The 25,420-nt window shown below is 67.8% G+C and carries 27 protein-coding genes and 1 pseudogene; 12 read left to right on the top strand and 16 right to left on the bottom strand.

Features of this window, described 5'->3' with window-relative positions:
- Positions 1-14: 14 nt before the first annotated feature.
- From LKD76_RS05005 to LKD76_RS04985, 5 genes are all read right to left on the bottom strand, one after another.
- Entirely contained in the window at positions 15-989 is a 975-nt protein-coding gene (locus LKD76_RS05005; protein ID WP_227979779.1) for a ferritin family protein, read from the bottom strand.
- Positions 990-1,475: 486 nt separating this feature from the next.
- On the bottom strand, positions 1,476-2,663 hold the full coding sequence (sepX, locus tag LKD76_RS05000) for a divisome protein SepX/GlpR (protein WP_227979778.1): 1,188 nt from the start codon (positions 2,661-2,663) through the stop codon (positions 1,476-1,478).
- A gap of 178 nt (positions 2,664-2,841) precedes the next feature.
- Complete coding sequence (locus tag LKD76_RS04995) at positions 2,842-3,492, bottom strand: GNAT family N-acetyltransferase (protein ID WP_227979777.1); 651 nt, start codon at positions 3,490-3,492, stop codon at positions 2,842-2,844.
- A 9-nt stretch (positions 3,493-3,501) separates the two neighbouring features.
- Positions 3,502-4,755, bottom strand: a complete 1,254-nt coding sequence (gene glp, locus LKD76_RS04990; RefSeq protein ID WP_227979776.1) for a molybdotransferase-like divisome protein Glp — start codon at positions 4,753-4,755, stop codon at positions 3,502-3,504.
- Positions 4,756-4,820: 65 nt separating this feature from the next.
- Entirely contained in the window at positions 4,821-5,786 is a 966-nt protein-coding gene (locus LKD76_RS04985) for a UTP--glucose-1-phosphate uridylyltransferase (protein WP_227979775.1), read from the bottom strand.
- Positions 5,787-6,078: 292 nt separating this feature from the next.
- Between LKD76_RS04985 and LKD76_RS04980 the strand changes: the two genes are divergently transcribed.
- From LKD76_RS04980 to mscL, 4 genes are all read left to right on the top strand, one after another.
- The gene (locus tag LKD76_RS04980; protein ID WP_227979774.1) at positions 6,079-6,693 is read left to right on the top strand and encodes a 5-formyltetrahydrofolate cyclo-ligase; all 615 of its coding nucleotides are present in this window, start codon (positions 6,079-6,081) and stop codon (positions 6,691-6,693) included.
- A gap of 96 nt (positions 6,694-6,789) precedes the next feature.
- Positions 6,790-7,125, top strand: a complete 336-nt coding sequence (locus LKD76_RS04975) for an FmdB family zinc ribbon protein (protein ID WP_227979773.1) — start codon at positions 6,790-6,792, stop codon at positions 7,123-7,125.
- Positions 7,126-7,235: 110 nt separating this feature from the next.
- Positions 7,236-7,979 carry an RcpC/CpaB family pilus assembly protein gene (locus tag LKD76_RS04970; RefSeq protein ID WP_227979772.1) on the top strand — a complete coding sequence of 248 codons (744 nt, stop codon included), beginning with the start codon at positions 7,236-7,238 and terminating at the stop codon, positions 7,977-7,979.
- A gap of 145 nt (positions 7,980-8,124) precedes the next feature.
- Positions 8,125-8,532, top strand: a complete 408-nt coding sequence (mscL, locus tag LKD76_RS04965) for a large conductance mechanosensitive channel protein MscL (RefSeq protein WP_227979771.1) — start codon at positions 8,125-8,127, stop codon at positions 8,530-8,532.
- Between the two features lie 57 nt (positions 8,533-8,589).
- On the opposite strand, the gene LKD76_RS04960 is transcribed toward mscL, so the two are convergent.
- The 6 genes from LKD76_RS04960 to LKD76_RS04935 form a co-directional block, all read right to left on the bottom strand.
- A complete protein-coding gene (locus tag LKD76_RS04960; protein WP_227979770.1) occupies positions 8,590-9,264 on the bottom strand; it encodes an MspA family porin in 675 nt (224 codons plus the stop codon).
- A gap of 160 nt (positions 9,265-9,424) precedes the next feature.
- Positions 9,425-9,649 carry a hypothetical protein gene (locus tag LKD76_RS04955; protein WP_227979769.1) on the bottom strand — a complete coding sequence of 75 codons (225 nt, stop codon included), beginning with the start codon at positions 9,647-9,649 and terminating at the stop codon, positions 9,425-9,427.
- Positions 9,650-9,653: 4 nt separating this feature from the next.
- Complete coding sequence (locus LKD76_RS04950) at positions 9,654-10,148, bottom strand: MogA/MoaB family molybdenum cofactor biosynthesis protein (RefSeq protein ID WP_227979768.1); 495 nt, start codon at positions 10,146-10,148, stop codon at positions 9,654-9,656.
- 98 nt (positions 10,149-10,246) lie between these two features.
- Positions 10,247-11,746 (bottom strand): S1C family serine protease, encoded by a 1,500-nt coding sequence (locus LKD76_RS04945; protein WP_227979767.1) that lies wholly within the window; start codon positions 11,744-11,746, stop codon positions 10,247-10,249.
- 197 nt (positions 11,747-11,943) lie between these two features.
- Positions 11,944-13,341, bottom strand: coding sequence for a sensor histidine kinase (locus tag LKD76_RS04940; RefSeq protein ID WP_227985097.1), 1,398 nt, complete (start codon positions 13,339-13,341; stop codon positions 11,944-11,946).
- 88 nt (positions 13,342-13,429) lie between these two features.
- Positions 13,430-14,119, bottom strand: a complete 690-nt coding sequence (locus tag LKD76_RS04935) for a response regulator transcription factor (RefSeq protein WP_227979766.1) — start codon at positions 14,117-14,119, stop codon at positions 13,430-13,432.
- Positions 14,120-14,438: 319 nt separating this feature from the next.
- Between LKD76_RS04935 and LKD76_RS04930 the strand changes: the two genes are divergently transcribed.
- From LKD76_RS04930 to LKD76_RS04910, 5 genes are all read left to right on the top strand, one after another.
- A complete protein-coding gene (locus tag LKD76_RS04930; protein WP_227979765.1) occupies positions 14,439-17,399 on the top strand; it encodes a HAMP domain-containing sensor histidine kinase in 2,961 nt (986 codons plus the stop codon).
- Positions 17,396-17,806 carry a roadblock/LC7 domain-containing protein gene (locus LKD76_RS04925; protein WP_227979764.1) on the top strand — a complete coding sequence of 137 codons (411 nt, stop codon included), beginning with the start codon at positions 17,396-17,398 and terminating at the stop codon, positions 17,804-17,806. The genes LKD76_RS04930 and LKD76_RS04925 overlap by 4 nt, the downstream gene beginning before the upstream one ends.
- Positions 17,807-17,814: 8 nt before the next feature.
- A complete protein-coding gene (locus tag LKD76_RS04920) occupies positions 17,815-18,189 on the top strand; it encodes a DUF742 domain-containing protein (protein WP_227979763.1) in 375 nt (124 codons plus the stop codon).
- A gap of 124 nt (positions 18,190-18,313) precedes the next feature.
- Positions 18,314-18,937, top strand: coding sequence for a GTP-binding protein (locus LKD76_RS04915; RefSeq protein WP_227979762.1), 624 nt, complete (start codon positions 18,314-18,316; stop codon positions 18,935-18,937).
- Positions 18,938-18,965: 28 nt separating this feature from the next.
- Positions 18,966-19,805 (top strand): MHYT domain-containing protein, encoded by an 840-nt coding sequence (locus tag LKD76_RS04910; protein WP_227979761.1) that lies wholly within the window; start codon positions 18,966-18,968, stop codon positions 19,803-19,805.
- Positions 19,806-19,893: 88 nt separating this feature from the next.
- Here LKD76_RS04910 and LKD76_RS04905 read toward each other — a convergent pair whose 3' ends face one another.
- A complete protein-coding gene (locus tag LKD76_RS04905) occupies positions 19,894-20,544 on the bottom strand; it encodes a DUF8020 domain-containing protein (RefSeq protein WP_227979760.1) in 651 nt (216 codons plus the stop codon).
- A gap of 631 nt (positions 20,545-21,175) precedes the next feature.
- On the opposite strand from LKD76_RS04905, the gene LKD76_RS04900 reads away from it, so the two are divergent.
- Both LKD76_RS04900 and LKD76_RS04895 read left to right on the top strand, forming a co-directional pair.
- Entirely contained in the window at positions 21,176-21,580 is a 405-nt protein-coding gene (locus LKD76_RS04900) for a hypothetical protein (protein ID WP_227979759.1), read from the top strand.
- 365 nt (positions 21,581-21,945) lie between these two features.
- Entirely contained in the window at positions 21,946-22,170 is a 225-nt protein-coding gene (locus LKD76_RS04895) for a hypothetical protein (RefSeq protein ID WP_227979758.1), read from the top strand.
- 3 nt (positions 22,171-22,173) lie between these two features.
- Here the strand turns inward: LKD76_RS04895 and LKD76_RS04890 are convergent, their stop codons facing one another.
- Positions 22,174-23,043 (bottom strand): NAD(P)H-binding protein, encoded by an 870-nt coding sequence (locus tag LKD76_RS04890; protein ID WP_227979757.1) that lies wholly within the window; start codon positions 23,041-23,043, stop codon positions 22,174-22,176.
- A 135-nt stretch (positions 23,044-23,178) separates the two neighbouring features.
- On the opposite strand from LKD76_RS04890, the pseudogene LKD76_RS04885 reads away from it, so the two are divergent.
- Positions 23,179-23,529, top strand: a pseudogene (locus tag LKD76_RS04885) (winged helix-turn-helix transcriptional regulator); the annotation flags it as partial.
- A 67-nt stretch (positions 23,530-23,596) separates the two neighbouring features.
- On the opposite strand, the gene rpmF reads toward LKD76_RS04885, so the two are convergent.
- The 3 genes from rpmF to mrf are packed head-to-tail and all read right to left on the bottom strand — an operon-like array spanning position 23,597 to position 25,359.
- Positions 23,597-23,770 (bottom strand): 50S ribosomal protein L32, encoded by a 174-nt coding sequence (gene rpmF, locus LKD76_RS04880; RefSeq protein WP_227979756.1) that lies wholly within the window; start codon positions 23,768-23,770, stop codon positions 23,597-23,599.
- Position 23,771: 1 nt separating this feature from the next.
- Positions 23,772-24,050, bottom strand: coding sequence for a type B 50S ribosomal protein L31 (locus tag LKD76_RS04875; RefSeq protein WP_227979755.1), 279 nt, complete (start codon positions 24,048-24,050; stop codon positions 23,772-23,774).
- Positions 24,051-24,054: 4 nt separating this feature from the next.
- Entirely contained in the window at positions 24,055-25,359 is a 1,305-nt protein-coding gene (mrf, locus tag LKD76_RS04870; RefSeq protein ID WP_227979754.1) for a ribosome hibernation factor-recruiting GTPase MRF, read from the bottom strand.
- Between the last annotated feature and the right edge of the window lie 61 nt (positions 25,360-25,420).

Here is a 25,420-nt window from a genome sequence, read left to right as displayed (position 1 = left end):
ATGCTCCCGAATATCTATTCGTCCGCCCGATCCAGATATGTGATCGGATGGGGTTCACCATGAATACGACCGTATTCCGCTGCGGCTGCCGAACAGGCTTGCCGCCAATTCTCCGAAAGATCGGCGATGATATCCTCGGAAATTCCGATGGAACTCATTCTCCGCGTTAGAGAACTCGCAGCGAATTCCCATTGCTCGTCGAGTAATTCCGCCCGCTTGCGCAATACCGGGACCAATCGAGGAAAGGGATCCCTGGTTTCCGGGTCCACCAGCGTGCGCGCGGCGGCCGGAATATGTTTACGAATCATATCCACGATATGCCCGCGATGACCGTCGCGAACTCCGTTGCGCAATGCCAGAACACCGAAAGAAATATGCCGCGACTCGTCGCGGGCGACATTGGTGATTCCGGTGCGCAGAATGTCGAACCCCGACAGCGCGCGCACGGTACCGAGGAGGGTGTGCAGGCCGGTCATCGCCACCGCGCCCTCCACCAGCAGGTGGTACACCACCACGCCCTCGTACCAGGCGGCCGTGTCGTAGGGATCGGCCCGCACTCGCTCCACCGCGTCCAGCAGTGCGTTCTCGAACAGGTCGCCGACCTTGTCAACCCCACTGACCTGTGACAACTCCTCATTGCCGAGGGTCTCGGACAGGAAAGCCAGATAGTGCCGGAAGAAGACGGTATGACGGGCCTCGTCGGCCAGCTGGGTGGCCAGATACATCTTGTAGTCGACGTCGGGCGCGGCATAGGCCAGCGGCGCCAACGTCTCGGTCACCGTCGTCTCGCCCACCAGGAAGCGCGCCAGGGTGGCCAGCAGCGGCAGCCGCGCGAAGGCGGGCAGCCCGAGCCAGCCGTCTCCGTCGCGCTCGTATTCCAGGCTCTGCGCCTGCCATTGCTGCAATTCCCAGCGGCGATACAGATCGAGTGCGGTTACCCGTTCGGCCGGATCGATATCGATCTCGTCGATGACGGTCGAATTATTCATCGCGATTTCTCGATCTGTTACGGCAACAGGACGGCGGAAATCGACAGCAGCGTGCGTCCATTCACATCGATCAGCCCTTCCAACCGCCCAGCTACCCCACGCACAGCGTTCCTCCGCTGCGGCGCGTCAATACCCGTGACTACGCATCCGTACCGGAAGGATTAAATCCCTCGATCGTGTGGACAGCGATTCTGCACGGTTACGGAGCTTACTCCCGAAATAGCTCTCCGGCCACTCGTAACGGCTAGATCACAGAGCGAAAAGGTTACCTATGAATTAGCCGTCCGCGAGGCGTTCCCACTGAGTGGACACTCGCGTTTCACATTCCGGCTGCCAGCCCACCGCGCCCACCCCGCCGCATCGATAGCCAGCGATTGGCTACCGGTCGGTCGGGTTGCCGAGATCGGCGATGAAAACGGGCCCGAAACACCGCGGCGGCCGCCGCGCGCAGCTCCTGGCTACGATGCGGCGGCCGCCGTGCGGTCCCTATTCGCCTGCGGCGCGGCGGATTTCACCGCCCGCGGCGCGATGCCGGGTAGCCCGGGCCGCGGCCGCGTCGAAATGCTCCAGATGGTCGAACAGCGGGTCCTCGTCGTCGACGTCGAGGACCACCGCACGCCGCCGCAGCGCACGAGCGGCATCCCTGTCCATACCCGGTCGGCGTTCGGTTCGAACATCCTCCGGGGCAACCGGTTCGGACTTCTCGGCTGGGCGCTGCCGCGCTCCGGACAACCGCGCCGCGCGCCGTCGCCGGATATCCTCCTCGAACCGGACCTGTCGCCGCAGATAGGCCAGATAGGCCCCGAACGCCACCAGCGAGAGCGCGCAGCCCCACCACAGGACCGCGTTCATCAGCACCGCGAAGATGCCGAAAAGCAGTGTGCTCGCGATCAATCCGAGCGCCATGCGCTGCCGGAACCGGTAGCGCGCCGCCCGCGCGATGGCATCGGCCTCCGGATCGAACCCACCCCGACCGCGTCGCGACGGCACGAAATCGCGTGCCACGGACTCCGGTTCGTCCTCGTAGTCGAAGTCGGAGTCATCGTCCGGTTCGTCCAGACGCGCGGGAACCGCCGCGGACGGCGCGGGGGGAATACGGGCCATGGAGGCGTGGGAGGGTTCCTCGTCCGACTCCGGTTCGTCGGAAACCTGGTCGTCGGCGCCGGAATCGAGTTCGGCCGCTTCGGGTTCGGCCTCGCCCATGTCGTCGGCGCCGGTGTCGGCGCCGTCGGCGTCCGTGTCCGTCTCCGTGTCCACGAGACCGTCGTCGGTGAATCCGGCTACGCCGGCGTCGTCCGCACCGGCACGGACATCGGGGGCGCCGAGATCGCCGGCGCGGCGATCGGCCTTCGACATCGCCGAATCGGCGCGGCCGTCTGCGTTCTGCTCATCCTCGGTGACGGGCTCGTCGGCCGTATTCGTCATCCGATCCTCCGCATCATCGCCGTGAGAAAGCCTTTTCTGCCGAGGGGCAGGCACCCAATCCGGATCGGTCTCATGTCCGGTGGCCGGCCCTTTCTTCGCACGTCGTCTCGTTCCGCCTCGATGCAGCACCCGGGTCGCCAGGGCGGCATCCGTCGTACGGCGGATGCGCGGATGCCGGTCGGCGAGCATGGGGAACAGCACGCAGACCCAGAGCACGACCAGAGCGATCCACAAGATCGAATTCGGCATCGCGCTCTCACCTCCGTCCCCGCCTGACCGCTGTCCCTTCGACAGTTCTCGCCACCTGTTTCGTCCCGGCACCGGACGCACCACCGACGTCCGTAGGTTAATGGGGCGTCACAGGAATATCCCGAAGGCGCGCCGCCCACACCTGTCCCACGCGTCACAAGCCGGTCATGGCTGCCGGTCACGGCCGAGCGGCACGTCCGGACCGAATCAGCCGGTCGACGACCGTGCCCGAAACCTCCTCGACGGTCATCGCCACCAGCAGATGGTCCCGCCACGCGCCGTCCACGTCGAGGTAGCGGCGCAGTACGCCCTCCTCGCGAAAGCCCACGTTGCGCAGTACCGCCTGGCTGGCCAGATTCTCCGGCCGCACCGTCGCCTCGACCCGATGCAGGCCGACCTGACCGAAGCAGTGGTCCAGTCCCAGCGCCAGAGCCGCGGTCGCCACCCCCTGCCCGCCGACATCCTTGGCCACCCAGTAGCCGATCCACGCCGAACGCAGCGCGCCGCGCACGATATTGCCGATGGTCAGCTGACCGCCGAACGACCCGTCGACCTCGATCACCAACGGCACCATCGCACCGCGCCGCGCCTCGGCCTTGAGACTCGACCACAACGCGGGCCAGTTGGAGGCGTGATTGCGGGCCTCCCAGGTGCCGCGGCCGGTCGGCTCCCACGGCTCCAGATGTTCGCGATCACGCAGGCGAATACGCGACCACGCGGCCGCGTCCCGCAGCCGGACGGGGCGCAGGGTCACCCGACCACCCGCGACGCGCACGGGTCCGAGATGGGCGGGCCAGCCGGGATGCTGCGCGGCCCGGAACACATTCATGTCCACATCTCACCCGCGCTGTGCGAGAAACGCGACCTGCACCTCGTCACCGGTGCGAACATCGGTGACCTCCGGGTCGATGACGATCAGGCTGTTGGCCTCGGCCAGGGTGGACAACAGATGTGACGATCCGTTGACCCCGAGCGGCTGCACCAGGTAATCGCCGGTCTGCTCATCGCGCATCAGCTGTGCGCGCAGATAGCCGCGGCGGCCTTCCATCGAGGTGATCGGCATGATCGTACGAGCCCGCACCATCCGTCGCATCGGATGCCGCCGGCCCAGCGCGATACGGATCAGGGGGCGCACCATGATCTCGAAAACTACCAGTGCGCCAACGGGATTCGACGGTAATAGGAAGGTCGGCACCTCATCGCGCCCCAGACGCCCGAAACCCTGGACCGAACCCGGATGCATGGCCACCCGATCGATCGTCAGCTCGCCCATACCCTCCAGGGCCTCGCGGATCTGGTCGGAGGCCCAGCCACCGACCGCGCCCGCGATCACCACGACCTCCGAGCGGACCAGCTGCCCCTCCACCACATCGCGTAGCCGCTTCGGATCGGCGCTCACGATGCCGACCCGGTTCACATCGGCACCGGCGTCGCGGGCCGCGGCGGCCAGTGCGTAGGAGTTGACGTCGTAGACCTGCCCCGGTCCGGGGGTGCGATCGATATCGACGAGCTCACCACCGATCGAGATGACCGACAATCGCGGCCGGGGATGCACCAGCACCTTGTCCCGGCCGACCGCCGCCAGCAGACCGACCTGGGCCGCGCCGATGATGGTTCCGGCCCGGACCGCGACATCACCGGGCTGCACATCGTCACCGATGCGCCGCACGTAGTCGCCGGACCGGACCGGTTCGTAGATCTTGATCCGGGCACGGCCGCCGTCGGTGAAGTCCAGCGGCAGCACCGCATCGGCGAGCGTCGGCAGCGGCGCGCCGGTATCGATGCGCACCGACTGGCGCGGCTGCAGGCGGATCGGCTGCCGCGAGCCCGCGGCGACCTCACCGACCACCGGCAGGGTCAGATCGACGGGATCGCCCTCCTCGGTGCGGACGTCGGCGCCCGCGCCCTGCACATCGACACTGCGCACGGCGTAGCCGTCGATCGCGGCCTGATCGAATCCCGGCAGCGGACGTTCCGTGACGACATCCTCGGCACACAGCAGACCCTGAGCCTCGGAAATCGCGACCCGGACGGGCCGCGGGGCGACGGCCGCCGCGGTCACCTTGATCTGCTGGTCCTCAACCGAGCGCATGCCGCCCTTCCCCTTCACTCCGACTGATCACCCGATCCCGTGGTGACGGGATCGGGCCGACCCCGTCATTGCGACGAGGTGAGCTGCGGGTTCCAATCCGGAGCGAGCCGACGCTGCAACCACTCGCGCAAGGCGGGGCCGTATTCGTCTCGCTCCAAAGCGAAATCGACCGCAGCACGAAGATAACCGCCAGGGTTGCCCAGGTCGTGGCGCGACCCACGGTGGACCACCACATGAACCGGATGTCCTTCCGCGATCAGCAGCGAAATCGCGTCGGTGAGCTGCAGTTCCCCGCCCGCACCGGGTTCGATGCGACGCAGCGCGTCGAAGATCGCGCGATCGAGCAGATACCGCCCCGCGGCCGCGAAGGTCGAGGGCGCGTCGGCCAATGTCGGCTTCTCCACCATGCCGACCACCCGCAGCACATCGGGGTTGGTGGCATCCGGAACGGGCGCGACGTCGAACACGCCGTAGGCGCTGACCTCCTGCTTCGGCACGTCGATCGCGCACAGCACCGATCCGCCGCGCTTGCGGCGCACGCGGGTCATCACGTCCAGCACGCCGCACGGCAGCACCAGATCATCGGGCAGCAGCACCGCGATGGCGTCCTCATCGGGATCGAGCGCCTGCTCGGCCTGTGCCACCGCGTGTCCGAGCCCCAGCGGCTCCTCCTGGACCACGGAGGACACATCGAGCAGACCCGGCGCCTTGCGCACCTTCTCCAGCAGATGGAACTTGCCGCGTTCGGCCAGGGTGCTCTCGAGTACCAGATCCTCGACGAAATGAGCGACCACACCGTCCTTGCCCGGCGAGGTCACGATCACCAGGCGCTCGGCGCCGGAACCCGCGGCCTCGGCGGCCACCAATTCGATTCCGGGTGTGTCGACCACCGGCAGCAGCTCTTTCGGCACGGTCTTGGTCGCGGGCAGAAACCGTGTCCCGAGTCCGGCCGCGGGTACCACCGCAGTGCGGAAACAGGACGTCGCGGAGGTCACGGCCTGCTTCGCGTCCGATCCGGCGTCAGCTGTCATAAGTGCACACCCTATCCATCCATCTCGTCGTCGGACCGGCGCAGCACCGGCCCGGCACCTGGGAAGCCTAGGTGGCCGCGGCGGCGCCGTCGCACCGATCGGTGCCGCGGCAACCGCGCCGCGGTCCACCGCCGAGCGTCGGGCCTCGTCGCCTCGACTCCGGCCGGGACCATTGTTTCGCGGCATCACCAGCGTCTTCGCGTTACCGCGTCGGGTCAGCGATTCCCCGTCCCGGCGCCCGGGAAACACCAGGAGGAGCAAGCTCACGATTCACCCACCTAGGGTTGACGTCGTGGACAGCGGCGGTCAGCGGGACAAGCAGTGGTGGCGCACGGAATTGCTGGCCCGCCGGGCCGCGGTGACACCCGAGGCCCGGACCGCGGAGGCCGCCGCACTGGCGCGGTCGGTCCGCGCGCTACTCGGCGCGAGCACCTCGGCCGAGTGGATCGGCGGTTACATCCCGGTCGGCACCGAACCGGGCTCCCTGGCGATGCTCGACGCGTTGCGGGCCGCCGGGGCGCGGGTGCTGGTGCCGGTGACCGGACCGCCCGGCCCGCTGGATTGGGCGGAGTACACCGGCGCCGAGGCGCTGCGCCGCGCCCGCTACGGCCTGCTGGAACCCGACGGCCCCCGGCTGGGCCCGAAGGCGCTGGGGTGGCCGCGCGTCGTGCTGATTCCGGCGCTCGCGGTCGATCGGCGTGGTGTCCGGCTGGGCCGCGGCGCCGGGTATTACGACCGCAGCCTGCCCGCGGCCCGGCCGGATGCCCGCCTGGTGGCCGTGGTCCGCGACGAGGAGCTGGTCGACCGGCTACCGGAACAACCCCACGACCGGCGAATGAGCTGGGCGCTGCTGCCGTTCGGCGGGCTGTGCGAACTCGATGCCGACGAGCCCCGGGCGGACCGCTGACGGCGGTCGGAGCGGGTCGGGAATCAGCGGCGGATTGGCACTGTTGGCACTGTCAGCTGTAGAGTGCTAAAAGACGAAAACCGTGGAGGTTCGCAGGTGCCTACTTACTCGTATCAGTGCACGCAGTGTGGTGACAAGTTCGACATCGTGCAGTCGTTCTCCGACGACGCCCTGACCACCTGCGAGAAGTGCGACGGCAAGCTCCGCAAGCTGTTCAACTCGGTCGGCATCGTATTCAAGGGCAGCGGTTTCTACCGGACCGACAGCCGCAACGGTTCGTCGTCGGCCAGTGAGCCGGCCGCCAAGTCGAGCGAAACCAAGTCCAGCGATTCGACCAGCTCGTCCGGATCGTCGTCGACCAGCTCCGGTTCTTCGTCGACCGGTTCCGGTTCGTCGTCGAGTTCGTCGGCCACCAGCACCGCCGTCGCCTGACCCGTCCCCCGACGGCGTAGGTTTTCCACAGTCTGCCGGTTATCCACAAACCGGTTTCGACCTGCGTTGTCATCGCGTTCCGGCGACCGGCCGACCGTAGCGTGACCGCCATGCGGCACTTGCGATTCGATCACCTGCACTCCGGCCCGGATGCCGATCTGGGCCGCACCCGGGGCACCGAAATCCTGGCCCGGCTGCGGCCACCGTGGCTCGATCTCACCCTGGTGCGACGCTCGGCGGCCGCCGCGCTCGCCGTACTGGCGGCCGTCGTCGCACTCCGTGGTGACCCCGGCGGACATCGCGCGCCGGTCGTGGTCGCCGCCCGCGACCTGACACCCGGTGCGATCCTCACCCCGGCCGATCTGCACCGCACCGACCTGCCCTCGGAAGCGTTACCCGAGGGCGCGATCGACGATCCGGCACGACTGGTCGGCGCGACCTCCACAGGCGCCGTGCACGCCGGGGAGGTCCTCACCGATCTGCGGATCGTCGGCCCGCGCCTCGCGGCCGCGACCACCGGTGCGGCCGATGCCCGCATCGTGCCGATGCGCTTGGCGGACAATGCCGTAACGGCCATCCTGCGGGCCGGCGATCGGGTGGATGTGGTGGCCGCCGACGAGTCACGTTCCGATTCCGATGATTCCGGCCCCGGCCCGCAGCGCCGGGAGCACGCACCGGCCGCGCGCACACTCGCCGTCGACGCCGCGGTCGTCCTGGTCTCCGCCGCTACGGATGCCGCGGCCCGGCCGCACACCAGCACCGAGCGAATCGTGTTGCTGGCACTGGATCCGGAGCATGCCACCACCGTGGCGGCGGCTTCCCTCCATACCGCATTGACCGTGGTGTTTCACTGACATTCGCTGTGTTCGCCAAGCATTTGCCACAACTGTCCGTTAGCATCCCGAGTAGCTCATCCGATAGCGGATAGCAATCGCCTCGGATGCCATGACCAGACCATTCGGTGCGGCCCCGGGCACGCCCGATGAGACAGGAGCCGCAATGCTGAAGGGTTTCAAGGACTTTCTGCTCCGTGGGAATGTCATCGAACTGGCGGTCGCGGTGGTGATGGGTACGGCGTTCACCGCGGTCGTCACCGCGATCGTCGACGGATTCGTCAATCCGATTCTGGATCTGTTCGGCGGCGCGAACGAACACGGCTGGGGCTTCTATCTGGATTCCAGTAAACCGTCCACCTTCGTGGCGCTCGGGCCGATCGTCACCGCGGCGATCAACTTCATCATGATCGCGGCGATCCTGTACTTCATCCTGGTGCTGCCCGCCTCGCGCGCCATGGCCAAACGCACGTCGGTCAAGGAGCTCGAACAGTCCGAGGTGGCGTTGCTGACCGAAATCCGTGATCTGCTCTCCGAGAGCAGCAAGAGCTCGGGTGGCCGGCACGAATTCTGAACTCCGACGATCGTTTACATCCCGGGCCGGCGCCGATGCGCCGGCCCGCGATCGTTGTCAGTCCAGGCCGAACGGCTGACCCCACAGGGTCACCCAGGAGATGACGCTGTCGGTCTCGACCTCGACGTTGACGAATGCGCGCGCCTGTGCGGGCCCGGCACATCCGGTGAGGCCGATCATCTCGCCGGACCAGGACACCGAACCGTCGGCGCCCTCGAACTTGTTGCGGGGCCGGTGCGCGTCGTCACCGAAATCGTCCCGTTCCTCGCCATCGAGGACGTAGAACGATGTGGCCTGTCCCGGCCCCAGGGTCAGATTGCCGCCGACATTGCCACCAGCGGTGGGCTTGGCGTTCTCCCCGCCACTCCACGTCGTGCCGGCGCTCGGACCGCCGTCGGCGCCGTCGCCGGAGATGTCGGCCTGACACCCCACGGTGTAGCCGGGGTAGATACTGCCGCCGACCGCCGTGGTACCGCCGGACAGTTCGACGTGGGCATTACCCGATACCGAGGCAGTGCGACGGATCGCGCCCAGCGACGGACCGATACCGGCCGATTCGCCGTCCAGCCGAACGTGCACCACGGTGCCGTCGGACAGCGTCTTGGACAGATCTCCGCCCGGCAGCGAGACGAAGGCGTCGGCATCGGCGGCACCGGTGGACGACAACCCGAGCGCGGCGGTGGCCGCCGCCGCGGCGCAGGTCAGCCGGGCCGCGGTTGCGTGGAACTTCATATCAGGTATTCCTCTGGATCAATTACTCTGCGCGAGAAACGATTCCACGGAGACCGATCAGCCCTGGATCTCGGTCTCCGTGTCCTGATATTCCACGCTATGTGCCCCGGCTCGCGGGGAGCCGTGAACAGAGGGTTTGTCGGTGCGCGGTCGCGGGTGCTCAGCCGTGATGCGGTGGCACCTGCGAGCGCAACCACTCGTCGGACGACCGCGGCAGTTCACCGTCGGGCGCCCGTTCGTCACTGCTGGCCCGCGGCAGCGTCTCCCCGAAGACGCGGGCCAAACGGGCGGCATCTTCGGCCGAGCGGGCGCGACGCCGCCCCGGGCGATCCGCTGTCGGCGAATCACCCGGGTGCTGATCGTCAGCGGGCCGCTCGGTCGTCACGCGATCATTCCGCCAGACCGGACAGTTCGTCGACGACCTTGCTGACCAGCGGGCCCAGGGTGGCCATTCCATCGCGGATGGCGTCGCGGGTGCCCGGCAGGTTGACCACGAGGGTGCTGCCCGAGACGCCGGCCAGACCACGCGACAGCCCCGCGTCGAGCGATCCGGCGGCCAGGCCCGACGCGCGCAGCGCCTCGCTGATACCGGGCAACTCGCGATCGAGCACCTCGAGCGTCGCCTCCGGGGTCACATCACGCGGTGACATGCCGGTGCCACCGACGGAGATCACCAGGTCGACACCGCCGATCACCGCGGTGTTGAGGGCATTGCGAATCTCGATCTCGTCGCCGGCGACCGAGATCGTGGCATCGACCAGGAACCCGAATTCGGTGAGCAACTCGGTCACCAGCGGGCCCTGCGAGTCCACCCCGCCATGTGCGGTTCGATCATCCACGACCACAACTAGTGCACGGCCCGCCACAGGAGCATCGATTTCCATATCGCTCACCGTAGCGTCCGTGGGCGACAACCACTCCGGTCCCCCGGCCTCGTCGTCGTCCGGCGGGCGAAGCACTGTCAATGGGCGCGGTTCACGGATCATCTGCCACCTTCCGCGGGTGCGGCGCCGAGGGTCACCTCGACGGTTTTCGGATTCTTTCCCTGAGCGTCGGTGTAGGTCACCTTCACCTTGTCACCGGGTTGATGCGACCGCACGGCGGCGATCAAAGAGTTACCGGAATCGATGACCTGATCGTCGACCTTGGTCACGATCGCACCGGTGGGAATCCCCGCCTTGGCGGCCGGTCCGTCGGGCGTGACGTCGAGGACCCGGGCGCCGTTGGCGTCGTCCTGAGCACGGACCGAGATTCCGATCTGAGCGTAGGTCGCATGACCGGTCTTAATCAGTTCGTCGGCGACGCGACGGGCCTGATCCACCGGGATCGCGAAGCCCAGGCCGATCGACCCGCTCTGTGACCCGCCCGGCATCTCGGAGGCGCCCAGCGTCGCGATCGCGGTATTGATGCCGATCAGCTTGCCGTTGGTATCGACCAGGGCGCCGCCCGAATTGCCGGGATTGATCGCCGCGTCGGTCTGGATGGCGGAGATGACCGTGCCCTGCGAGCCCGCCTCCCCGCTGGTCGAGACCGGCCGGCTCAGCGCCGAGACGATACCGGTGGTCACGGTGCCCGCCAGCCCCAGCGGCGAGCCGACCGCCACGACCGACTGGCCGACCTGCAGATTGTTCGAGGTGCCCAGTTCGATCGGGGTCAGATTGCTCTTACCCGCCACCTTGATGACGGCCAGATCGGAGACCGGGTCGACGCCGACGACCGAGGCGGTGGCGGTGGTGCCGTCCTGGAAGGCGACCTCCATCTTGGCGTTGGGGCCCGCACCGCTGGCGACGTGGTTGTTGGTCAGGATCAGCCCGTCCGAGGACAACACCACCCCCGAACCCTCCCCCTCGGCGCGCGCACCGGCGACCCGGATCATCACCACGCTGGGCAGGACCTTCTGCGCCACCGCCGGGACCGATCCCGGGGGCGCGATGGCCGAAGCCGGATTCGCCGGCGCGGGCGCGCTGAGGGCGTTGTTCACCGGCCCGCTGTTGTTGTCCGAACGGGTGGCCAGGGTGCCGACCGCGCCACCGATACCGCCGGCGAACAGGGCAAGTACCACGGCGCCGACGAGCAGACCGGCGCGGCCGCGCGAGCGCGGAGCCGGGCCCGCGGCCGGGACGCCGCCGTATGGTTCGCCGGGGCCGGGGGCGCCGGGATAGGGCGCGCCCGGGCCCGGCTGGTACGCACCCGGATGGCCCGGCTGAGGCGACGTCTGCTCGGCGGAGGCGTAGGGGTTGTACGGCGGCAGCGGCGCGGTGTGCCCCGCGTCCGGGTAGCCCGGCACCGGCCCGCCCGCCGGCGGATTCGCGGAGAACTGTTCGGTCCGTCCCCCGCCCGATTCCGGCGGCACCGAGCCCGTGGTGCCGGCACCTCCCGGCTGTGCGGCCGCCTCGGGCCCTCCCGACTGCGACGCGGTCCCCTCCGACGGTGGAGTCGAACCGGCCGGCTCGTCCCGCCTGTCCTTCGAATCCTCGGTCATATTTCTCGTTTCTCCTCGAGTCTGTCGCCCAGCCTGGTGACAGCGACTGAGAGCGGACTGAGACCGTGCTATCAGTTCTCGGTGACTCCTACCGCATACGGGCGGTGTGCGACACCGGAGACAGCTTATGGCTTTACCTTTGCGCACCTGCGGTTTCCGTGTGGGGAACGACCTCGAACCGTGATCATTCCCGGCACTCACCCACGACGGTCCTCGGCCGTGGGCGCCTCGCCCGGCAAGACGATGCGGACCAGCGTGCCACCGCGATCGGAGGTGTCGACGGTGATCGTGCCACCGTGTTTGGACACCACCTGCTTGACGATCGCCAGTCCCAGCCCCGACCCGGGCATCGATCGCGATGCCGTGGTCCGGTAGAAGCGTTCGAACACCAGCTCACGTTCCTCCGGCGGGATTCCCGGCCCGGCGTCGTCGATGGTGATCTCCATGAGGCCGGGCCCGGTTTCGCGCATGGTCAGCACGACCTGCACACCCGGCGGACTCCATTTCGCCGCGTTGTCGAGGACGTTCAGAATCGCGCGTTCCAGCCCCGCGTCGTGCCCGTAGACGAACCACGACTGGGTCCGGGCGGAGAAATCCACATCGACGCGACGGCGCCGCACCCGCTCCAGGGCCCGCTCGGCGACCTCACCGAGATCGACCCGCTCGTAGACGGTTTCGGGCGCGTCTTCGCGAGCCAGATCCACCAGATCGCCGACCAGTGTCGACAGCTCCTCGATCTGGGCGATCACATCCGAGCGCAGACCCGCCATGTCCTCCTCGGGAATCGGCGGTGCGTCCGGACGCGACGAGGCGATCAGCAGTTCCATATTGGTGCGCAGAGAGGTCAGCGGCGTACGCAGCTCGTGCCCGGCGTCGGCGACGAGCCGCCGCTGCCGGTCCCGCGATTCCGCGAGCGCACGCAACATCAGATTGAAACTCTCGGTCAGCCGGGCCAGTTCGTCGTCACCGGTGACCGGAATCGGCGTCAGATCGTCGGTGCGCGCGACGCGTTCGGTGGCGGCGGTCAGACGGGCGATGGGCCGCAGCCCCGTGCGTCCCACCGTGGCGCCGGCCGCGCCGGCCACCAGCACACCGCAGCCGCCGATGGTGAACAGCAGCCATGCGAGCCGGTCGAGCACTTCCCGGGTCGGCTGCAGGGATCGCGAAATCACCAGGGTGGCACCGGACTCGGTGCGGCGAGCCAAGACCCGCTGGTTGCTCGCGGTCCGCAGGGAGACATCGACCTTCCCGTGCGCGACCGCCATTTCGGCCGGGCCGATGGGCGGATCCATCGGTTGTGGTGGCGCATACGGGACATCGCCCTCCGGGTAGATGAGCGCGATCCCGATATCGTTGGAATACAGGCTGCTGAACATCAGGATCGCCTGGAAGCCCTGCAGATCGATGTTGTTCTTGACCATCACGTCCGAACGACTGCGCAGCTGACTGTCCACATCCGCGTACAACGCGCGCGCCACCAGCGCATATGCGGCGATCGAGGTGACCGCGACCGCGATGGCCACCACCGATGCCGCCAGCAGGGTGACCCGCCAGCGCAGCGACACCGATCGGGTCAGCGGCATGGGCGGGCGCATGGCGTGCGGATCGGGACGCGGTCGCAATCGCGCCACGCGATCGGGGCGGCCGGCGCTGCCCGGATGAGTTCTCGCCACGACGCCAGGCCTACGGAGGGGTCTCGCGCAGCACATATCCGACACCGCGAACGGTGTGGATCAACCGCGGCTCCCCCTCCGCCTCGGTTTTGCGGCGCAGATAGCCGATATAGACCTCGAGCGCATTACCGGAGGTCGGGAAGTCGTAACCCCAGACTTCTTCCAGAATGCGGCCGCGGGTCAGTACCCGGCGCGGATTCGCCATCAGCATTTCCATCAGCGAGAATTCGGTCCGAGTCAGACTGATGGGACGCTCACCGCGCGACACTTCACGCGTTACCGGATCCAGGGACAGATCGGCGAAAGACATCCGCTCGGAGGAATCCGCGGCGGCTTCGGCGGTCGTCCGGCGCAACAGTGCGCGCAATCGCGCCAGCAATTCCTCGAGGGCGAACGGTTTCGGCAGGTAGTCGTCCGCGCCTGCATCGAGCCCGGCGACCCGCTCGGAGACCGAATCCCGGGCGGTCAGTACGAGAATTGGCAGATCATCGCCGGTGCTGCGCAAGCGGCGGCAGACCTCCAGGCCGTCCAGCCGCGGCATCATGACATCGAGCACCAGGGCATCGGGCCGGGACGCCTTCACCTTCTCCAGCGCGTCGAGGCCGTCGACAGCCAGCTCGACGGTATATCCGTTGAAGGTGAGCGACCGGCGCAGCGACTCGCGCACCGCGCGATCATCGTCGACTACCAGAATTCGCATGGCTTCCAGTTTGACCGGATCGACTGAGAGCCGACTGAGAACAGACCATTCGACACGCCGACCGCCTACAAGTGATGACCTGCGAATTCATCAAAAATCTTCCGAACGGTGTCGGCTGCGAGCGAAAGTTGTTGCGCCGAGCGGAAATAGACCGCTGTCGCGGAAACCCTCCAAATTGCCGTAGCCGTGCTCGCACGGTATGTTGCCAGCGGTAAAAGTAGACCTCTAGTTGGTTCTCGAACCCGTTGGACCCGACGGCCAGATACGGGCGGCGGCCGGAACCCGGGGCACGTGCGCGAGCGGAGGCGACGGAAGCGGGATGGGCACTGCACCGCGTCCATGGCAGAAGAGTCTGTCCAACCTGTCCGTAACCAGCAAGGTCGGCATCGTGCTACTGCTGCCGGTTGTGCTGGCATCGGCCTTCGCCATCCTTCGGATCAAGGACGAACTGGGCACGATCTCACAGCTGAACACGGCCAGTGAGCAGGCCCGGATCATTCGGCCGACACTCGATTTCGGCTCGGCGGCCAATAATCTCGCCGTCACGGTGGGCAATATCGGTGTGCCGCAATCGACGCTGGACCAATCCGCCGCGCGCTTCGATCAGGCCGCGGCCGATCTGCAGACAGCGCTGCAGAATTCGTCCGCCGAGAAGCGGGTCGCCACCGAACTGACCGAGGCCCTGGCGGCCGGGCGCACCCTGCGCAACAGCCTGCACGGCGGTGCGCCGCAGGAGGTGGTGAAGCAGGCGGGCGAGGTCAACAGCCACGTCAGCAACGCCGTGTCCTCGCTGGCGACGCCCAAGGAAACCACCATCGAGCGGTATTACGTGCAGATGGGTGTCATCGCGATCGCCCGCCAGATGTTCACCCAGCAGCAGCTGGCGCTCGAGAGCGGCGAGATCGGCAACAATCCGGCGGTGCTGGCCCAGGTGCTGACCGCCACCGGCGCCGAGATGACGATGATCAACCAGTACGCGGTGGTGCAGCCGGAATCGGCGCTGAAACCGGATGTGCTGCTGGGCGCGCTGCAGGCGCGTATCGCCGCGCTGAGTCAGAACGCGGTCGAGCCGATCCGGGTGCCGGGTGTGGCGGAATCGCTGCAAACCAGCACCCAGACCTACAACGAGGCCACCGGCCATCTGGTCGACCTGATCACCTCCGGACTGTCCGATCGTTCGATCGATGCGCGCGGCACCGTCCTGCGCGATGTGGCGCTCGTGGTGGTGACTCTGCTCGCCGGCCTGGCGCTGGCGCTGGCGGTCGCCCGGTCGCTGGTCGTCCCGATCCGCCGCCTGCGTCGTGATTCGCTGCAGGTCGCCCACACCGACCTGCCCGCCGAGCTCGCGGTCGTGCGCGGCGGCGGGGCCACTCCCGAGATCGTCCCGGTCGATGTGCAGACCACCGAGGAGATCGGTCAGCTGGCCCGCGCCGTCGACGACATGCACCGCCAAGCGCTCTACCTCGCCGCCGAGCAGGCGCGCTTGCGACTGCAGATCAGCAATATGTTCGAGACGCTGTCGCGCCGCAGCCAGTCCCTGGTGGAACAGCAGCTGTCGCTGATCGAGGATCTGGAACGCGACGAGGACGATTCCGGTCGCCTGCAGAGCCTGTTCCGCCTCGACCACCTCGCCACCCGCATGCGGCGCAACGGCGACAACCTGCTGGTGCTGGCGGGAACCGCGTTGCGTCGCGGTCATCTGCCGCCGGTGCCGCTGTCGGACATGCTGTGGAGTGCGGTCTCACAGGTCGAGGACTATCAGCGGGTCGAGATCGGTTCGGTGCCCGACGGCATCGTCGCCGGTGAACCCGCGGTCGACATCGAACATCTGCTCGCCGAGCTGATCGACAACTCGCTGCGCTATTCACCGCCGAACACGCCGGTCGCGGTCTCGGTGTCGCGCGCGGTCGACGGCGGCTATCTGATCGAGATCACCGACCGCGGTCTGGGTATGTCGGCGGAGGATATGCGCACGACCAACGAGCGCTTGGCCTCCGGTGGTGAGGTCACCATCGAAACCGCGCGCCGCATGGGTCTTTTCGTCGTCGGCAGGCTCGCCAGCCGGCACACCATCACCGTCAGCCTGCGCCGCACCTCGACGATGGCGCAGCAGCCGGGCATCACCGCCAGCGTGCACCTGCCGGGCGCCCTGGTCTCCCCGGCCGACGTCGCGGCGCCGCCGCCGATCACCACGACCTTCACCACACCGGTTCCCGACTTCCCGGCACCGGTCACCGACTTCCCCGCGCCCGGCCGCACCCTCACCGCGGTGCCGAACCCGCCGGAGCGTTTCGGCGACAGCGCATCGGGCGACGAGGCGGAACCGCCCCGGTTCACCAGTGCCGGTCTGCCGCAGCGCCGCCCGAGCGGGCACTCCGGAGCCGACAGCGCGACCCCGGTCACCCGCCTCACCCCTCTCCCGGACGCCTCCGAGAGCGAGCACCCGGCACCCGAGCCGGCCGAGGACGGCGTATTGCGCGGCCTCGATCTCTTCCGGGAGAACACCGACACCGACGACGAGGCGACCGCCCGCGAGGAGCCGGAGCTCACCGAGGATCCGGCCGCGCGCGAGGAAGCGGCCGCGCGCGAGGAAGCGGCGTTGCGTGCGGAGCCGGACTTCCACGACGATCACCCGACCGCCACGAATATGGCTCCGCCACCGCGTGACGAGGTCTTCGACCCGGCCTCGGATTCGTGGGCCCCGGTGACCGAACGCGATCTCGAACCTCCGGCGCCGCCCGCGCGACGTCCGGCTCCGGCCGATCCTCGGCCGCAACCACAGCCGCAGCCCATCGATATCTGGGCCGAGACAGCGATCATGGCGCCGGCGCAGCGATCCCCGGATCTCGAACCCACGCCGCTGTCACGACACGGCGCGACCCTCGCGCCGCCCCGGCCGGATGCGGACACGCCGGCCAAACCCGAATCTCCGACACCCATCTATCAGCGGATGGTGTCGGAGTGGCTGGTCGAACCGTCCTCGAACGGTCCGAGCGGCGCGTGGTCCTCCCCGGCCGATGCCGGCTGGGCGGCCGCGGCGGATGCCAGCGCACCCACCGCGTCCGCCCGTACCACGGGTGGCCTGCCCATCCGCCGACCCGGTGCGCAGCTGGTGCCCGGCGGCCTGACGCAGGACGACGCCGCCGAGGCTCGCGACCCGGAGGAAATCCGCGCCAACTTGTCCAGGCACCTGAGCGGCGTTCGCAGCGGACGTGTCAGCGCCCAGCAGACCGCGGCCCAGCACAACGACGCTCAGCAGAACGACGGAGGCTTTGCATGACCGACACTGCGCAGAATTCGACCGACGAGAATTTGAACTGGCTCGTCACCAGATTCACCAGAGAGGTGCCTGGGGTCTCGCATGCGGTGCTCGTCTCTGCCGACGGCCTGCTCCAGGCGACCAGCCCGAACCTGCCCGCCGATCGCTCCGAGCAACTGTCCGCGGTGACCGCCGGTCTGGCGAGTCTGTCCGCGGGCGCGGCGCAATTGTTCAACGGCGGCAAGGTGATGCAGTCGATTGTCGATATGCAGCGCGGCTATCTGCTGGTGATGAGCGTGGGCAACGGCTCGCATCTGGCGGTCCTGGCGAACAAGCAACACGATATCGGCCGCATCGGGTATGAAATGGCCCTGCTGGTCGACCGTGTCGGATCCGTCGTGCAAGCCACGGCCCGTTCGGCGGTTTGACGATTGTCATGACCAGCTCCTTCGGAGCCGGGTCCGGCCGGCCGACAACACGCGTTCGTCCCTACGCACTGACTGCGGGGCGCACCGAGCCCGCGGTGGAGCTTCCGCTCGAGGCAGTCGTGGAGACTTTGCCCTATGCCAATCAATTCGATTGGCCCGCAGGCGATATACGAACAGATATTCTGCGTCTGGGCGCGGGTCGGCTCTCGGTTGCCGAAATCGCCGCCCACCTGCAACGTCCACTGGGCATGATCCGGGTCGTCATCGGCGACCTGGTGGTGGCCGGCACGCTGCGGGTGCACACCACCCTCAGCGAGGACGCCAGTTTCGACGAGCGGCGATCACTGATGGAGAGGACCCTGCGTGGACTCCGTGCCCTCTGATCCGGACGCGACTTCCGATCCAGCGGCGCCCTCTGCCAACATTGCCGAACGTTATCCTCCCGCATCACAACCGAATTCCCCGAGCTCGTCCCCCCAACCGCCGCTCCCATACCAGAATCCCTCCATGCAACTTCAGAATTCGACGGCTCCGATGCCGCCCCACCCGGAGCCCGAAAGCCGCACCGCGTCGACCAAGATCGTCGTCGCGGGTGGCTTCGGCGCCGGGAAGACCACATTCGTCGGCGCGGTCTCCGAGATCGTGCCGCTGCGCACCGAGGCCATGGTGACCGGTGTATCCGACGGTATCGATGATCTGTCGGCCACACCGGGCAAGGAAACCACCACGGTGGCCATGGATTTCGGCCGCATCATCCTGCCCGGCAATCTGACCCTGTACCTGTTCGGCACGCCCGGGCAGCGCCGGTTCTGGTTCATGTGGGACGACCTGATCCGCGGCGCGATCGGCGCGGTCGTCCTGGTGGACACCCGCCGGATCGAGGACAGCTTCGCCGCGGTCGATTTCTTCGAGGCCCGCGGACTGCCGTTCCTGGTGGCGGTCAACAGGTTTCCGGGCGCACCGCGCTTCCCCGTCGCGGAACTACGGGAGGCGCTGTCGATCCGTGACGGTGTGCCGGTGGTCGATATCGACGCCCGCGATGCCGACGAGGTGCGGCGTGCCCTCGCCGCTGTCACCGAATACGCGATTCAGCGGCTCACCGCCGCGCACGCGACCGTGGGACAGAGCTGAACGCCGCAACCCGAGGGGATGGGAACGGATGAACTACTTCACCATGGGCTACTGGGTGCTGGGGCTGGCGCTCGGGGTGTCCGCGGCCGGCGCCGTCGTGGGTCTGGCCTGCGTCCGGCAGTCGACACTGTCGGTGACCGCCCGGTTCCGAATGGTGTGGCTCACCGCGGCCGCGGTGTCCATCGGCGGGGTCGGCACCTGGCTGACCGTCTACGTGACCATGCTCGGGGTCGGGGTCTCCACCGGTGAGATCCGTTACGACATCACCGCGATGGTGGTGGCGGCGCTGATCGCGGTGGCGGCGGTGCTGGCCGGACTGCTGATCGCGGGACGGGAGAGCACCCTGGCTCGCGTGATCGGCGGCGGCGCCGTGATGGGTATCGGCATCGGCGTGATGCATATGCTCGCCATGGGCGCTGTCCGAGTGCAGGGTTCGGCCGATGTGAACATCTGGCTCTCCGTGGCCGCCGGCGCCCTGGCGGTAGCGACCTCCATCGGATTGCTGTGGGCCACCACGCATACCCGCTCCATACTTCTGCTGGCCGGGGTCGCGGTGTTGTACGCGCTGGCGATCACCGCCGTGCACTATCTCGGACAGGCCGGCCTGCACGTCGATCTGGATTCCGCGTCCGGTGAACCGGACGGCGAAGACCTGTTCACCTTGTTCGTGCCGGTCTTCGTCGTGGGCACACTGTCGCTCGCGGTGCCGATCACCGCGGTGCTGGTGGCGCCCGACCGGACCGGCACCACGCGCTCCCGCCAATTGGCGCAGGCGGCGCAGCACACGAACGCGCAGAACACGAACTCCGCCGCTCCCCAAGCCGATTCGCCCCGGCCCGGTGGCCGGGTGCCTCAGCCGATCGGCTGACGGGCGACGCGGACGGCATCGCGAGACGAACAGCGATCGGGGCGGGCCGCAACTGCGGCCCGCCCCGATCATGGTGTGCTGTCTGCTGTTACCCCTCGGCCGGTGCGTTGATCCGGTTGAAGTACTCGACCGCGACCAGCACGCCGGAGATACCGCCGACGCCGACCAGACCGGCAGCGGCACCCAGCGGGGCGCCCAGCGCGGCGCCGGTCAGGCAGCCGCCGATCCAACCCGGGATGACCAGGAACGCGGTGCCGAGAGCCGCCCCGAGGACACAGCCACCGGCCAGGCCGATCGCGGTGCCGACCAGGGTGCCGATGCTGGTGGCGATACCGAGCTCGTTGATGGCGCTCTGGTTGGCCGCGTCCAGATCCGAACGGCTGGCGGTGTCGTGCAGCATCGGCGCCGGGTGCGCCGTCGCCGGATCCGTGCTCGGGGCCAGGACCGCCTGGTTACCGTCGATCTGCGCGGCGATCGGATACTCCAGGCCGTCGTGCTGGTAGCTCAGCGGGAAGCCCGCTACGACCTTGCCCGCGTTGTCCCGTACCTGGAATGAGTTGCCCTCCGTGGTCAGCGAGCCGGCGTCGGTCTTCACCACAACGGTCTTGTCGACAACATTCGCCGTGTAGTGAATGTCGGGGTTGGCGGCCGGTGCCGGAGCCGCGAAGCTGGTGCCGGTGGAGATTCCCAGCGCGGCGATGACCAGAGCCGACGTGGCGGCGAACTTCCTGAGCTTCATACCCTCATCACTTTCTCATCAGTTGCGGCACCGATAGCGGCGCCTCGGTCCGACTCGAAATCGGACCCTTAGACAGGCTGCTCCGCACCCATTACAGCCACGTAACAAAGGCCGTTAATAAGCCGCCAAGAAGATGCCAGGAATGTTAAGAACTCGAAAATTCGGACATTTCACGACTTCCGGTACACGTTTCCGCAACCACGCAGCCTCCATGCGCGACCTGTCGCGGCCACTATGGAAACGCACCGTGAGCTGGGACACCTCATATCCGGCGACACGCTTCCGCGCGGTTTCGGCCCGCACTCCGGCGCAGCGGTCGCCACACCGACGAAGGCGCGGTCACCGCGTTACTCGATACATCAACGGCCCGGCGGCGAAACCACACCAGCTACACCACCGGCTTATCCGACACGCCGAAAATGCTATTTCGAGGAACATATCTCCGGCGATTCGAGAATTGTCGATCTTCGTCGATCCAGGCACCTCACGGCAACCGGAACCGAATGTTTCGCGCCGACCAGGCCACGCGAATTACAGTGTGGACCATGCGTTTCGGCGCGGCCCGAGCAGCGGCGCCGGGGTGCGCCACGGGGCCGGACCGGCAGCGCGGGCACAGGAGAGGTAGGCGGATGTGACTCCGGAGCAGGAAGCGATATTGCGCGATGTGCAGGTCCAGTTGCGCGGCCCCGGCCTGAGCGGCTGGCCCCAGCTGGGCGAGGTGGGTGAGACCGGCGATCGGACGGTCGTGGAGGCGTTGGCCGCGGCCCTGCGGCAGATCGACGAGTTGCGCACGGAAATCGGAGATCTGGAGACGACAGTGGCGGAGCTGACCCGGCAGGTTCAGCCGCCGGCGCAGCTGCCGTGGCCGCTGTCGCTGTTGGCCGCACTGCTGCAGAATCCGGCCGAGGTGATCGGCGAGCAGATCGCACGCTGGGAAGCACTGCTGGAGGACCTGTTGCGGAAGCCCGACGAGGAGGGCGAGGAGGAGAGCCGACCGGCTCTGGAAGCGGCACCACAACGAGCTGTACAGGGGTGAACCGGCCCGAGAGTGGCGATGAGCGGGTTCTCCTGTTTCCAGGAGAACCCGCCCTCAGCCACGAGGGTACCCGGATGTGCGCTGGAAGGCAGCGCTTCCGCCGGACTTTTTCAGGCCCAAAAACCTACCAGCAGTTGGCAATTCGGGCGGTAGTTACCGCCTCGCAAGCCACTGTACATCGACAGTCCTGCTGATGGGGATTTATTCAATAACCGAATGATCGCTGAATTCGGGCAAACGGCACAATATTTCGGTCACCGCTACCCGTCGGGCCGGTAAACAATTGTCAAACCACCTCCGCGGCAGCACACTGCGAGCTATCGTCTGCGCGGACGACGAATACGACATGCTCCCAAGGAGATCCCATGGCAGTTTCGGTGGTGCTCGACAAGGTCCTCGACAAGGCATACGAGAACAAATCTCTGGCAGAGATCCTCGCCGCTCCGCCCTCCGCGCTGGCCGGCCTGACCGAGAAGCACGATGCGCAACTGCTCGAGGCGCTGGGCGTCAAGACCGTGGGCGATCTGGCGAACAACAAGTACATCCAGCTCGCCGCCGCCCTCTCCGCGCTCGCCACCAAGGCCGGCTGACACTCACCCGAGCGATCCGGCCGCCAGCCGTATCACGTCGGCCGGATCGCTCGGTTCGTCTCCGAGCAGCCCGGGCAGATCGGAAGCGGAACTCTCCAGCAACCCGGCCTGGATCACCGACGAGGTCGAGAGCATATGCCCGACCTGGTAGGGCAGGAGGCCGAAGCCGACGAGTTCGGCCCGTGCGTCGGCCAATGCGGTCGGCCGATATTCGACCGTACGACCCGCGATCCGCGCGGCCAGTTCCGCGAGCTCCGCACCCCCCACCGCCCGGGGTCCACCCAACTCGTACACCGCGCCGGCATGGCGGACCTGCGCACCGGCGGCGCGATCGGCGTCGATCTCCCGCACCACTGTCGCGGCGGCGGCCGCCAGATCGTCCCGGGCAACCGGGTACGCCCGGCCCGTTCCCCACGGAACCGACAGATGCCCCGCATGGACCGCGCGGATCACCTCGCCCGCGAACAGTTCGGTGTACAGGCCGTTGCGCAGAATCGTCGTGTCGACCGGCGCGGCCGCGAACAGGGCTTCGGTATAGCGATGCGGGGTCGCGATGGACAGCTGATCGCCGGCGCCGATCAGACTCGTGTAGACGATATGCCGCACCCCGGTCGCGACCGCCGCGTCGATCGCCTGCCGGTGCCGCCGCATCACGACGTCGTCCTCGGCGAACCCGGCCGAGACGAGCAACAGCGTACGAATGCCGGTCATCGCCACGGTCATGGTGTCCACATCGTCGAAATCCACTCGGCGAACCGGAGACTCCACCCCGTCCGGCCGGCTGGATCCCGCCACCACCTCGGCGCCCACCGCACGCAGTCGTGCGAGTACGGCACCGCCCAGTCCACCCGCAGCCCCGGTGACCATGATCATCCCGCACCTCCTGTCCGATCGAATATGCCGCGCCGCAGAGCATTTCGTCGCTCGCCGACGAATCACGCTCATGCGCCGGGGATCTCACCCGCTCATCGTGGCTAGGCTGAGCCGGGTGCGACAGGAGGCACATTCATGGGAACAGGGCACACCGAGGTAACCGACCAGGCCGGCACCGCCGCGCACGACGGACCCTGTGACGGAGAGCACTGCGGGCTCAAAGAGGTGCTCGAACGCCTCGGCGACCGATGGAGTCTGCTGATCCTGGTGGAACTGGACAAGGGCCCCCGGCGCTTTCGCGAACTCCAGCGGGCGATCCCGAACATCTCCCAGCGCATGCTGACCCTCACCACCCGGCACCTACTGCGCGACGACCTGATCAGCCGGACCGTTTTCGCCACCTCCCCACCGCAGGTCGAGTACGCCCTCACCGATATCGGGCACGAACTCGCGGTCGCGGTCGAACCGGTGGTCGGCTGGGCCCGGCTGCACCACGATCGAATCCGGTCCAGCCGGGCCGCCTTCGACGCCGCACGCGGCGAAAGCGCCTCCCCTACAGCCGAGTCGGATCGATCACACCGCGCCGGACCCCGGCGACCAGGCGACGCGGAATCCGATAGACGGCACCTCCGACACTGATCGGTACCAGATCGGGAGGTTTCGCCTTCCAGTTCGAACGACGGCTGCGGGTGTTGGCACGCGACATCCGCCGCTTCGGCACCGCCATCTCAGCTCTCCCCCCGTGCGGAGCCGGTGCGCGGTGTGCGCCTGCCGTATTTGCGTTCGAACTTCTCCACCCGTCCCTGGGTATCCAGGACGCGATGCGCCCCGGTCCAGAACGGATGCGAGTCCGAGGTGACATCGACAGTGATCAGTGGATAGCTGTTGCCATCGGACCAATCGACAGTCCGGGTGCCGGTCGCCGTCGAGCGGGTGAGGAACCGCTTGCCGGTACTCACATCCTCGAACACCACCGGGTGATAGTCCGGATGAATTCCTGATTTCATGGCTCTACCTCTCCTTCGGCCGAGACTCGACACCACGGCTGCCGGTGGCGTCGGATTCGATTGCTTCACAAAGGTCTTCGTGGAACTCGCCGAACGGATCGGCCCAGTGCGCGACCAGTTCGGGCGCACTGCGCAGCAGGATCAGCTCGGCATCGTCGAGCAGGGCCCGGTGCAGTGCGGCGCGGATCTCGTCCGGATCGGCGCCGCAGGTGAGCACGGTCAGCGAGATATCGCGATCACCGAAATCGGAGTCCCAGCGCAGCGCGGCCAGGGCCCGCCGAGCGGGATCGGCGGCGGCGACTTCCGCGGAGCTCATCGCGGCGAGCCAGGTCCCGGCGTCGCCGACGCGCAGTCCCCCGCCGGCCGATTCCAGCCACACCACCCGGTCGGGCTGAGTGGCCAGCCAGATCCGCCCGCGGGCCGTGATCACGCCCTCGAACAACACATCCAGGGCCTCGTGCAGACGGGCGGGATGGAACGGCCGATCGGTGGCGAATTCGATCAGCCCGACACCGTTCTCCTCGATCAGCGGCGGCTGCCCCCGCAACAGTGGTTCGTGCGCGTCGAAGACGCGGCCGCGCCGGCTATCGGCGGGAATCCGGTCCAGCAGCATATCGATGCGCCCGCCGCCGATGTCCCGGCCGTCCCCGGCCCAGATCGACGGCGCCCGCGGAGTCAGCCGGTCCAGGACCGACCGCAACACCTCACGTTCCCCGTCACTCACCCCGTCGGAGCCGAAAATCACCGTGGCGTCGGCGAATTCGACCTGACCGACCGCGAGCTGGGCGACCGTGCGGTCATCCTCGCCGACGCCGCCCTCTCGCTCGCCGAGCGTCTCGTCACTCAACGCCTCCGCCAGCCACGTCCGCGCGTCCAGACCCGTGATCACCGCTTCGATACGGACATCGCGACCGGCCGGACCGTCCACCCGGCCCACCGTTCCGGCCACCGGAACCTGGTCGATCGCATGGCATACCGCCTCGGCCTCGAACGCGGGATCCAGGGCGATCACGATGCGGTGCACCGAATCTCGCGCCGCCAATCGCAACAGCAGTGGCAGCAGGTCGGCCCGCAGCGTGCAGGAGATACAGCCGTGCGCGAGTTCGTGCACGGTCTCGGTCTCGTAGCCGCCGAGCCGGACGCCGCGGCGGACCACACCCTCGTGCAGTGAGCTCAGGTCGTGTCGCACGACCACGGTGCCGGGCACCTCGCCCAGTAGCCGCGCGATGTGATCCATACCGTCCGCGACCGGTCCTCGAAAGCCCGCCAACAGCACGACGGGCGTGCGGCGGTCGGGATGTGACACCACCGAAACCCCTTTCGATAATGATTTTCATTTCCTGAACTCACACGGTACAGTCCGCTTCGGT

This window comes from Nocardia spumae (assembly GCF_020733635.1).
Lineage (GTDB): Bacteria > Actinomycetota > Actinomycetes > Mycobacteriales > Mycobacteriaceae > Nocardia > Nocardia spumae.
Note: the sequence above shows the minus strand (reverse complement) of the source record. Positions and strands in the feature narration are given on the sequence as shown.

What these genes read in the sequence shown, in the direction of transcription:
- LKD76_RS05005 (WP_227979779.1), bottom strand. Translation starts at nt 989, where the DNA reads ATGAATAATTCGACCGTCATCGACGAGATCGATATCGATCCGGCCGAA.
- sepX (WP_227979778.1), bottom strand. Translation starts at nt 2,663, where the DNA reads ATGCCGAATTCGATCTTGTGGATCGCTCTGGTCGTGCTCTGGGTCTGC.
- LKD76_RS04995 (WP_227979777.1), bottom strand. Translation starts at nt 3,492, where the DNA reads ATGAATGTGTTCCGGGCCGCGCAGCATCCCGGCTGGCCCGCCCATCTC.
- glp (WP_227979776.1), bottom strand. Translation starts at nt 4,755, where the DNA reads ATGCGCTCGGTTGAGGACCAGCAGATCAAGGTGACCGCGGCGGCCGTC.
- LKD76_RS04985 (WP_227979775.1), bottom strand. Translation starts at nt 5,786, where the DNA reads ATGACAGCTGACGCCGGATCGGACGCGAAGCAGGCCGTGACCTCCGCG.
- LKD76_RS04970 (WP_227979772.1), top strand. Translation starts at nt 7,236, where the DNA reads ATGCGGCACTTGCGATTCGATCACCTGCACTCCGGCCCGGATGCCGAT.
- mscL (WP_227979771.1), top strand. Translation starts at nt 8,125, where the DNA reads ATGCTGAAGGGTTTCAAGGACTTTCTGCTCCGTGGGAATGTCATCGAA.
- LKD76_RS04960 (WP_227979770.1), bottom strand. Translation starts at nt 9,264, where the DNA reads ATGAAGTTCCACGCAACCGCGGCCCGGCTGACCTGCGCCGCGGCGGCG.
- LKD76_RS04950 (WP_227979768.1), bottom strand. Translation starts at nt 10,148, where the DNA reads ATGGAAATCGATGCTCCTGTGGCGGGCCGTGCACTAGTTGTGGTCGTG.
- LKD76_RS04945 (WP_227979767.1), bottom strand. Translation starts at nt 11,746, where the DNA reads ATGACCGAGGATTCGAAGGACAGGCGGGACGAGCCGGCCGGTTCGACT.
- LKD76_RS04940 (WP_227985097.1), bottom strand. Translation starts at nt 13,341, where the DNA reads ATGCGCCCGCCCATGCCGCTGACCCGATCGGTGTCGCTGCGCTGGCGG.
- LKD76_RS04935 (WP_227979766.1), bottom strand. Translation starts at nt 14,119, where the DNA reads ATGCGAATTCTGGTAGTCGACGATGATCGCGCGGTGCGCGAGTCGCTG.
- LKD76_RS04930 (WP_227979765.1), top strand. Translation starts at nt 14,439, where the DNA reads ATGGGCACTGCACCGCGTCCATGGCAGAAGAGTCTGTCCAACCTGTCC.
- LKD76_RS04925 (WP_227979764.1), top strand. Translation starts at nt 17,396, where the DNA reads ATGACCGACACTGCGCAGAATTCGACCGACGAGAATTTGAACTGGCTC.
- LKD76_RS04920 (WP_227979763.1), top strand. Translation starts at nt 17,815, where the DNA reads ATGACCAGCTCCTTCGGAGCCGGGTCCGGCCGGCCGACAACACGCGTT.
- LKD76_RS04915 (WP_227979762.1), top strand. Translation starts at nt 18,314, where the DNA reads ATGCAACTTCAGAATTCGACGGCTCCGATGCCGCCCCACCCGGAGCCC.
- LKD76_RS04910 (WP_227979761.1), top strand. Translation starts at nt 18,966, where the DNA reads ATGAACTACTTCACCATGGGCTACTGGGTGCTGGGGCTGGCGCTCGGG.
- LKD76_RS04905 (WP_227979760.1), bottom strand. Translation starts at nt 20,544, where the DNA reads ATGAAGCTCAGGAAGTTCGCCGCCACGTCGGCTCTGGTCATCGCCGCG.
- LKD76_RS04895 (WP_227979758.1), top strand. Translation starts at nt 21,946, where the DNA reads ATGGCAGTTTCGGTGGTGCTCGACAAGGTCCTCGACAAGGCATACGAG.
- LKD76_RS04890 (WP_227979757.1), bottom strand. Translation starts at nt 23,043, where the DNA reads ATGATCATGGTCACCGGGGCTGCGGGTGGACTGGGCGGTGCCGTACTC.
- rpmF (WP_227979756.1), bottom strand. Translation starts at nt 23,770, where the DNA reads ATGGCGGTGCCGAAGCGGCGGATGTCGCGTGCCAACACCCGCAGCCGT.
- LKD76_RS04875 (WP_227979755.1), bottom strand. Translation starts at nt 24,050, where the DNA reads ATGAAATCAGGAATTCATCCGGACTATCACCCGGTGGTGTTCGAGGAT.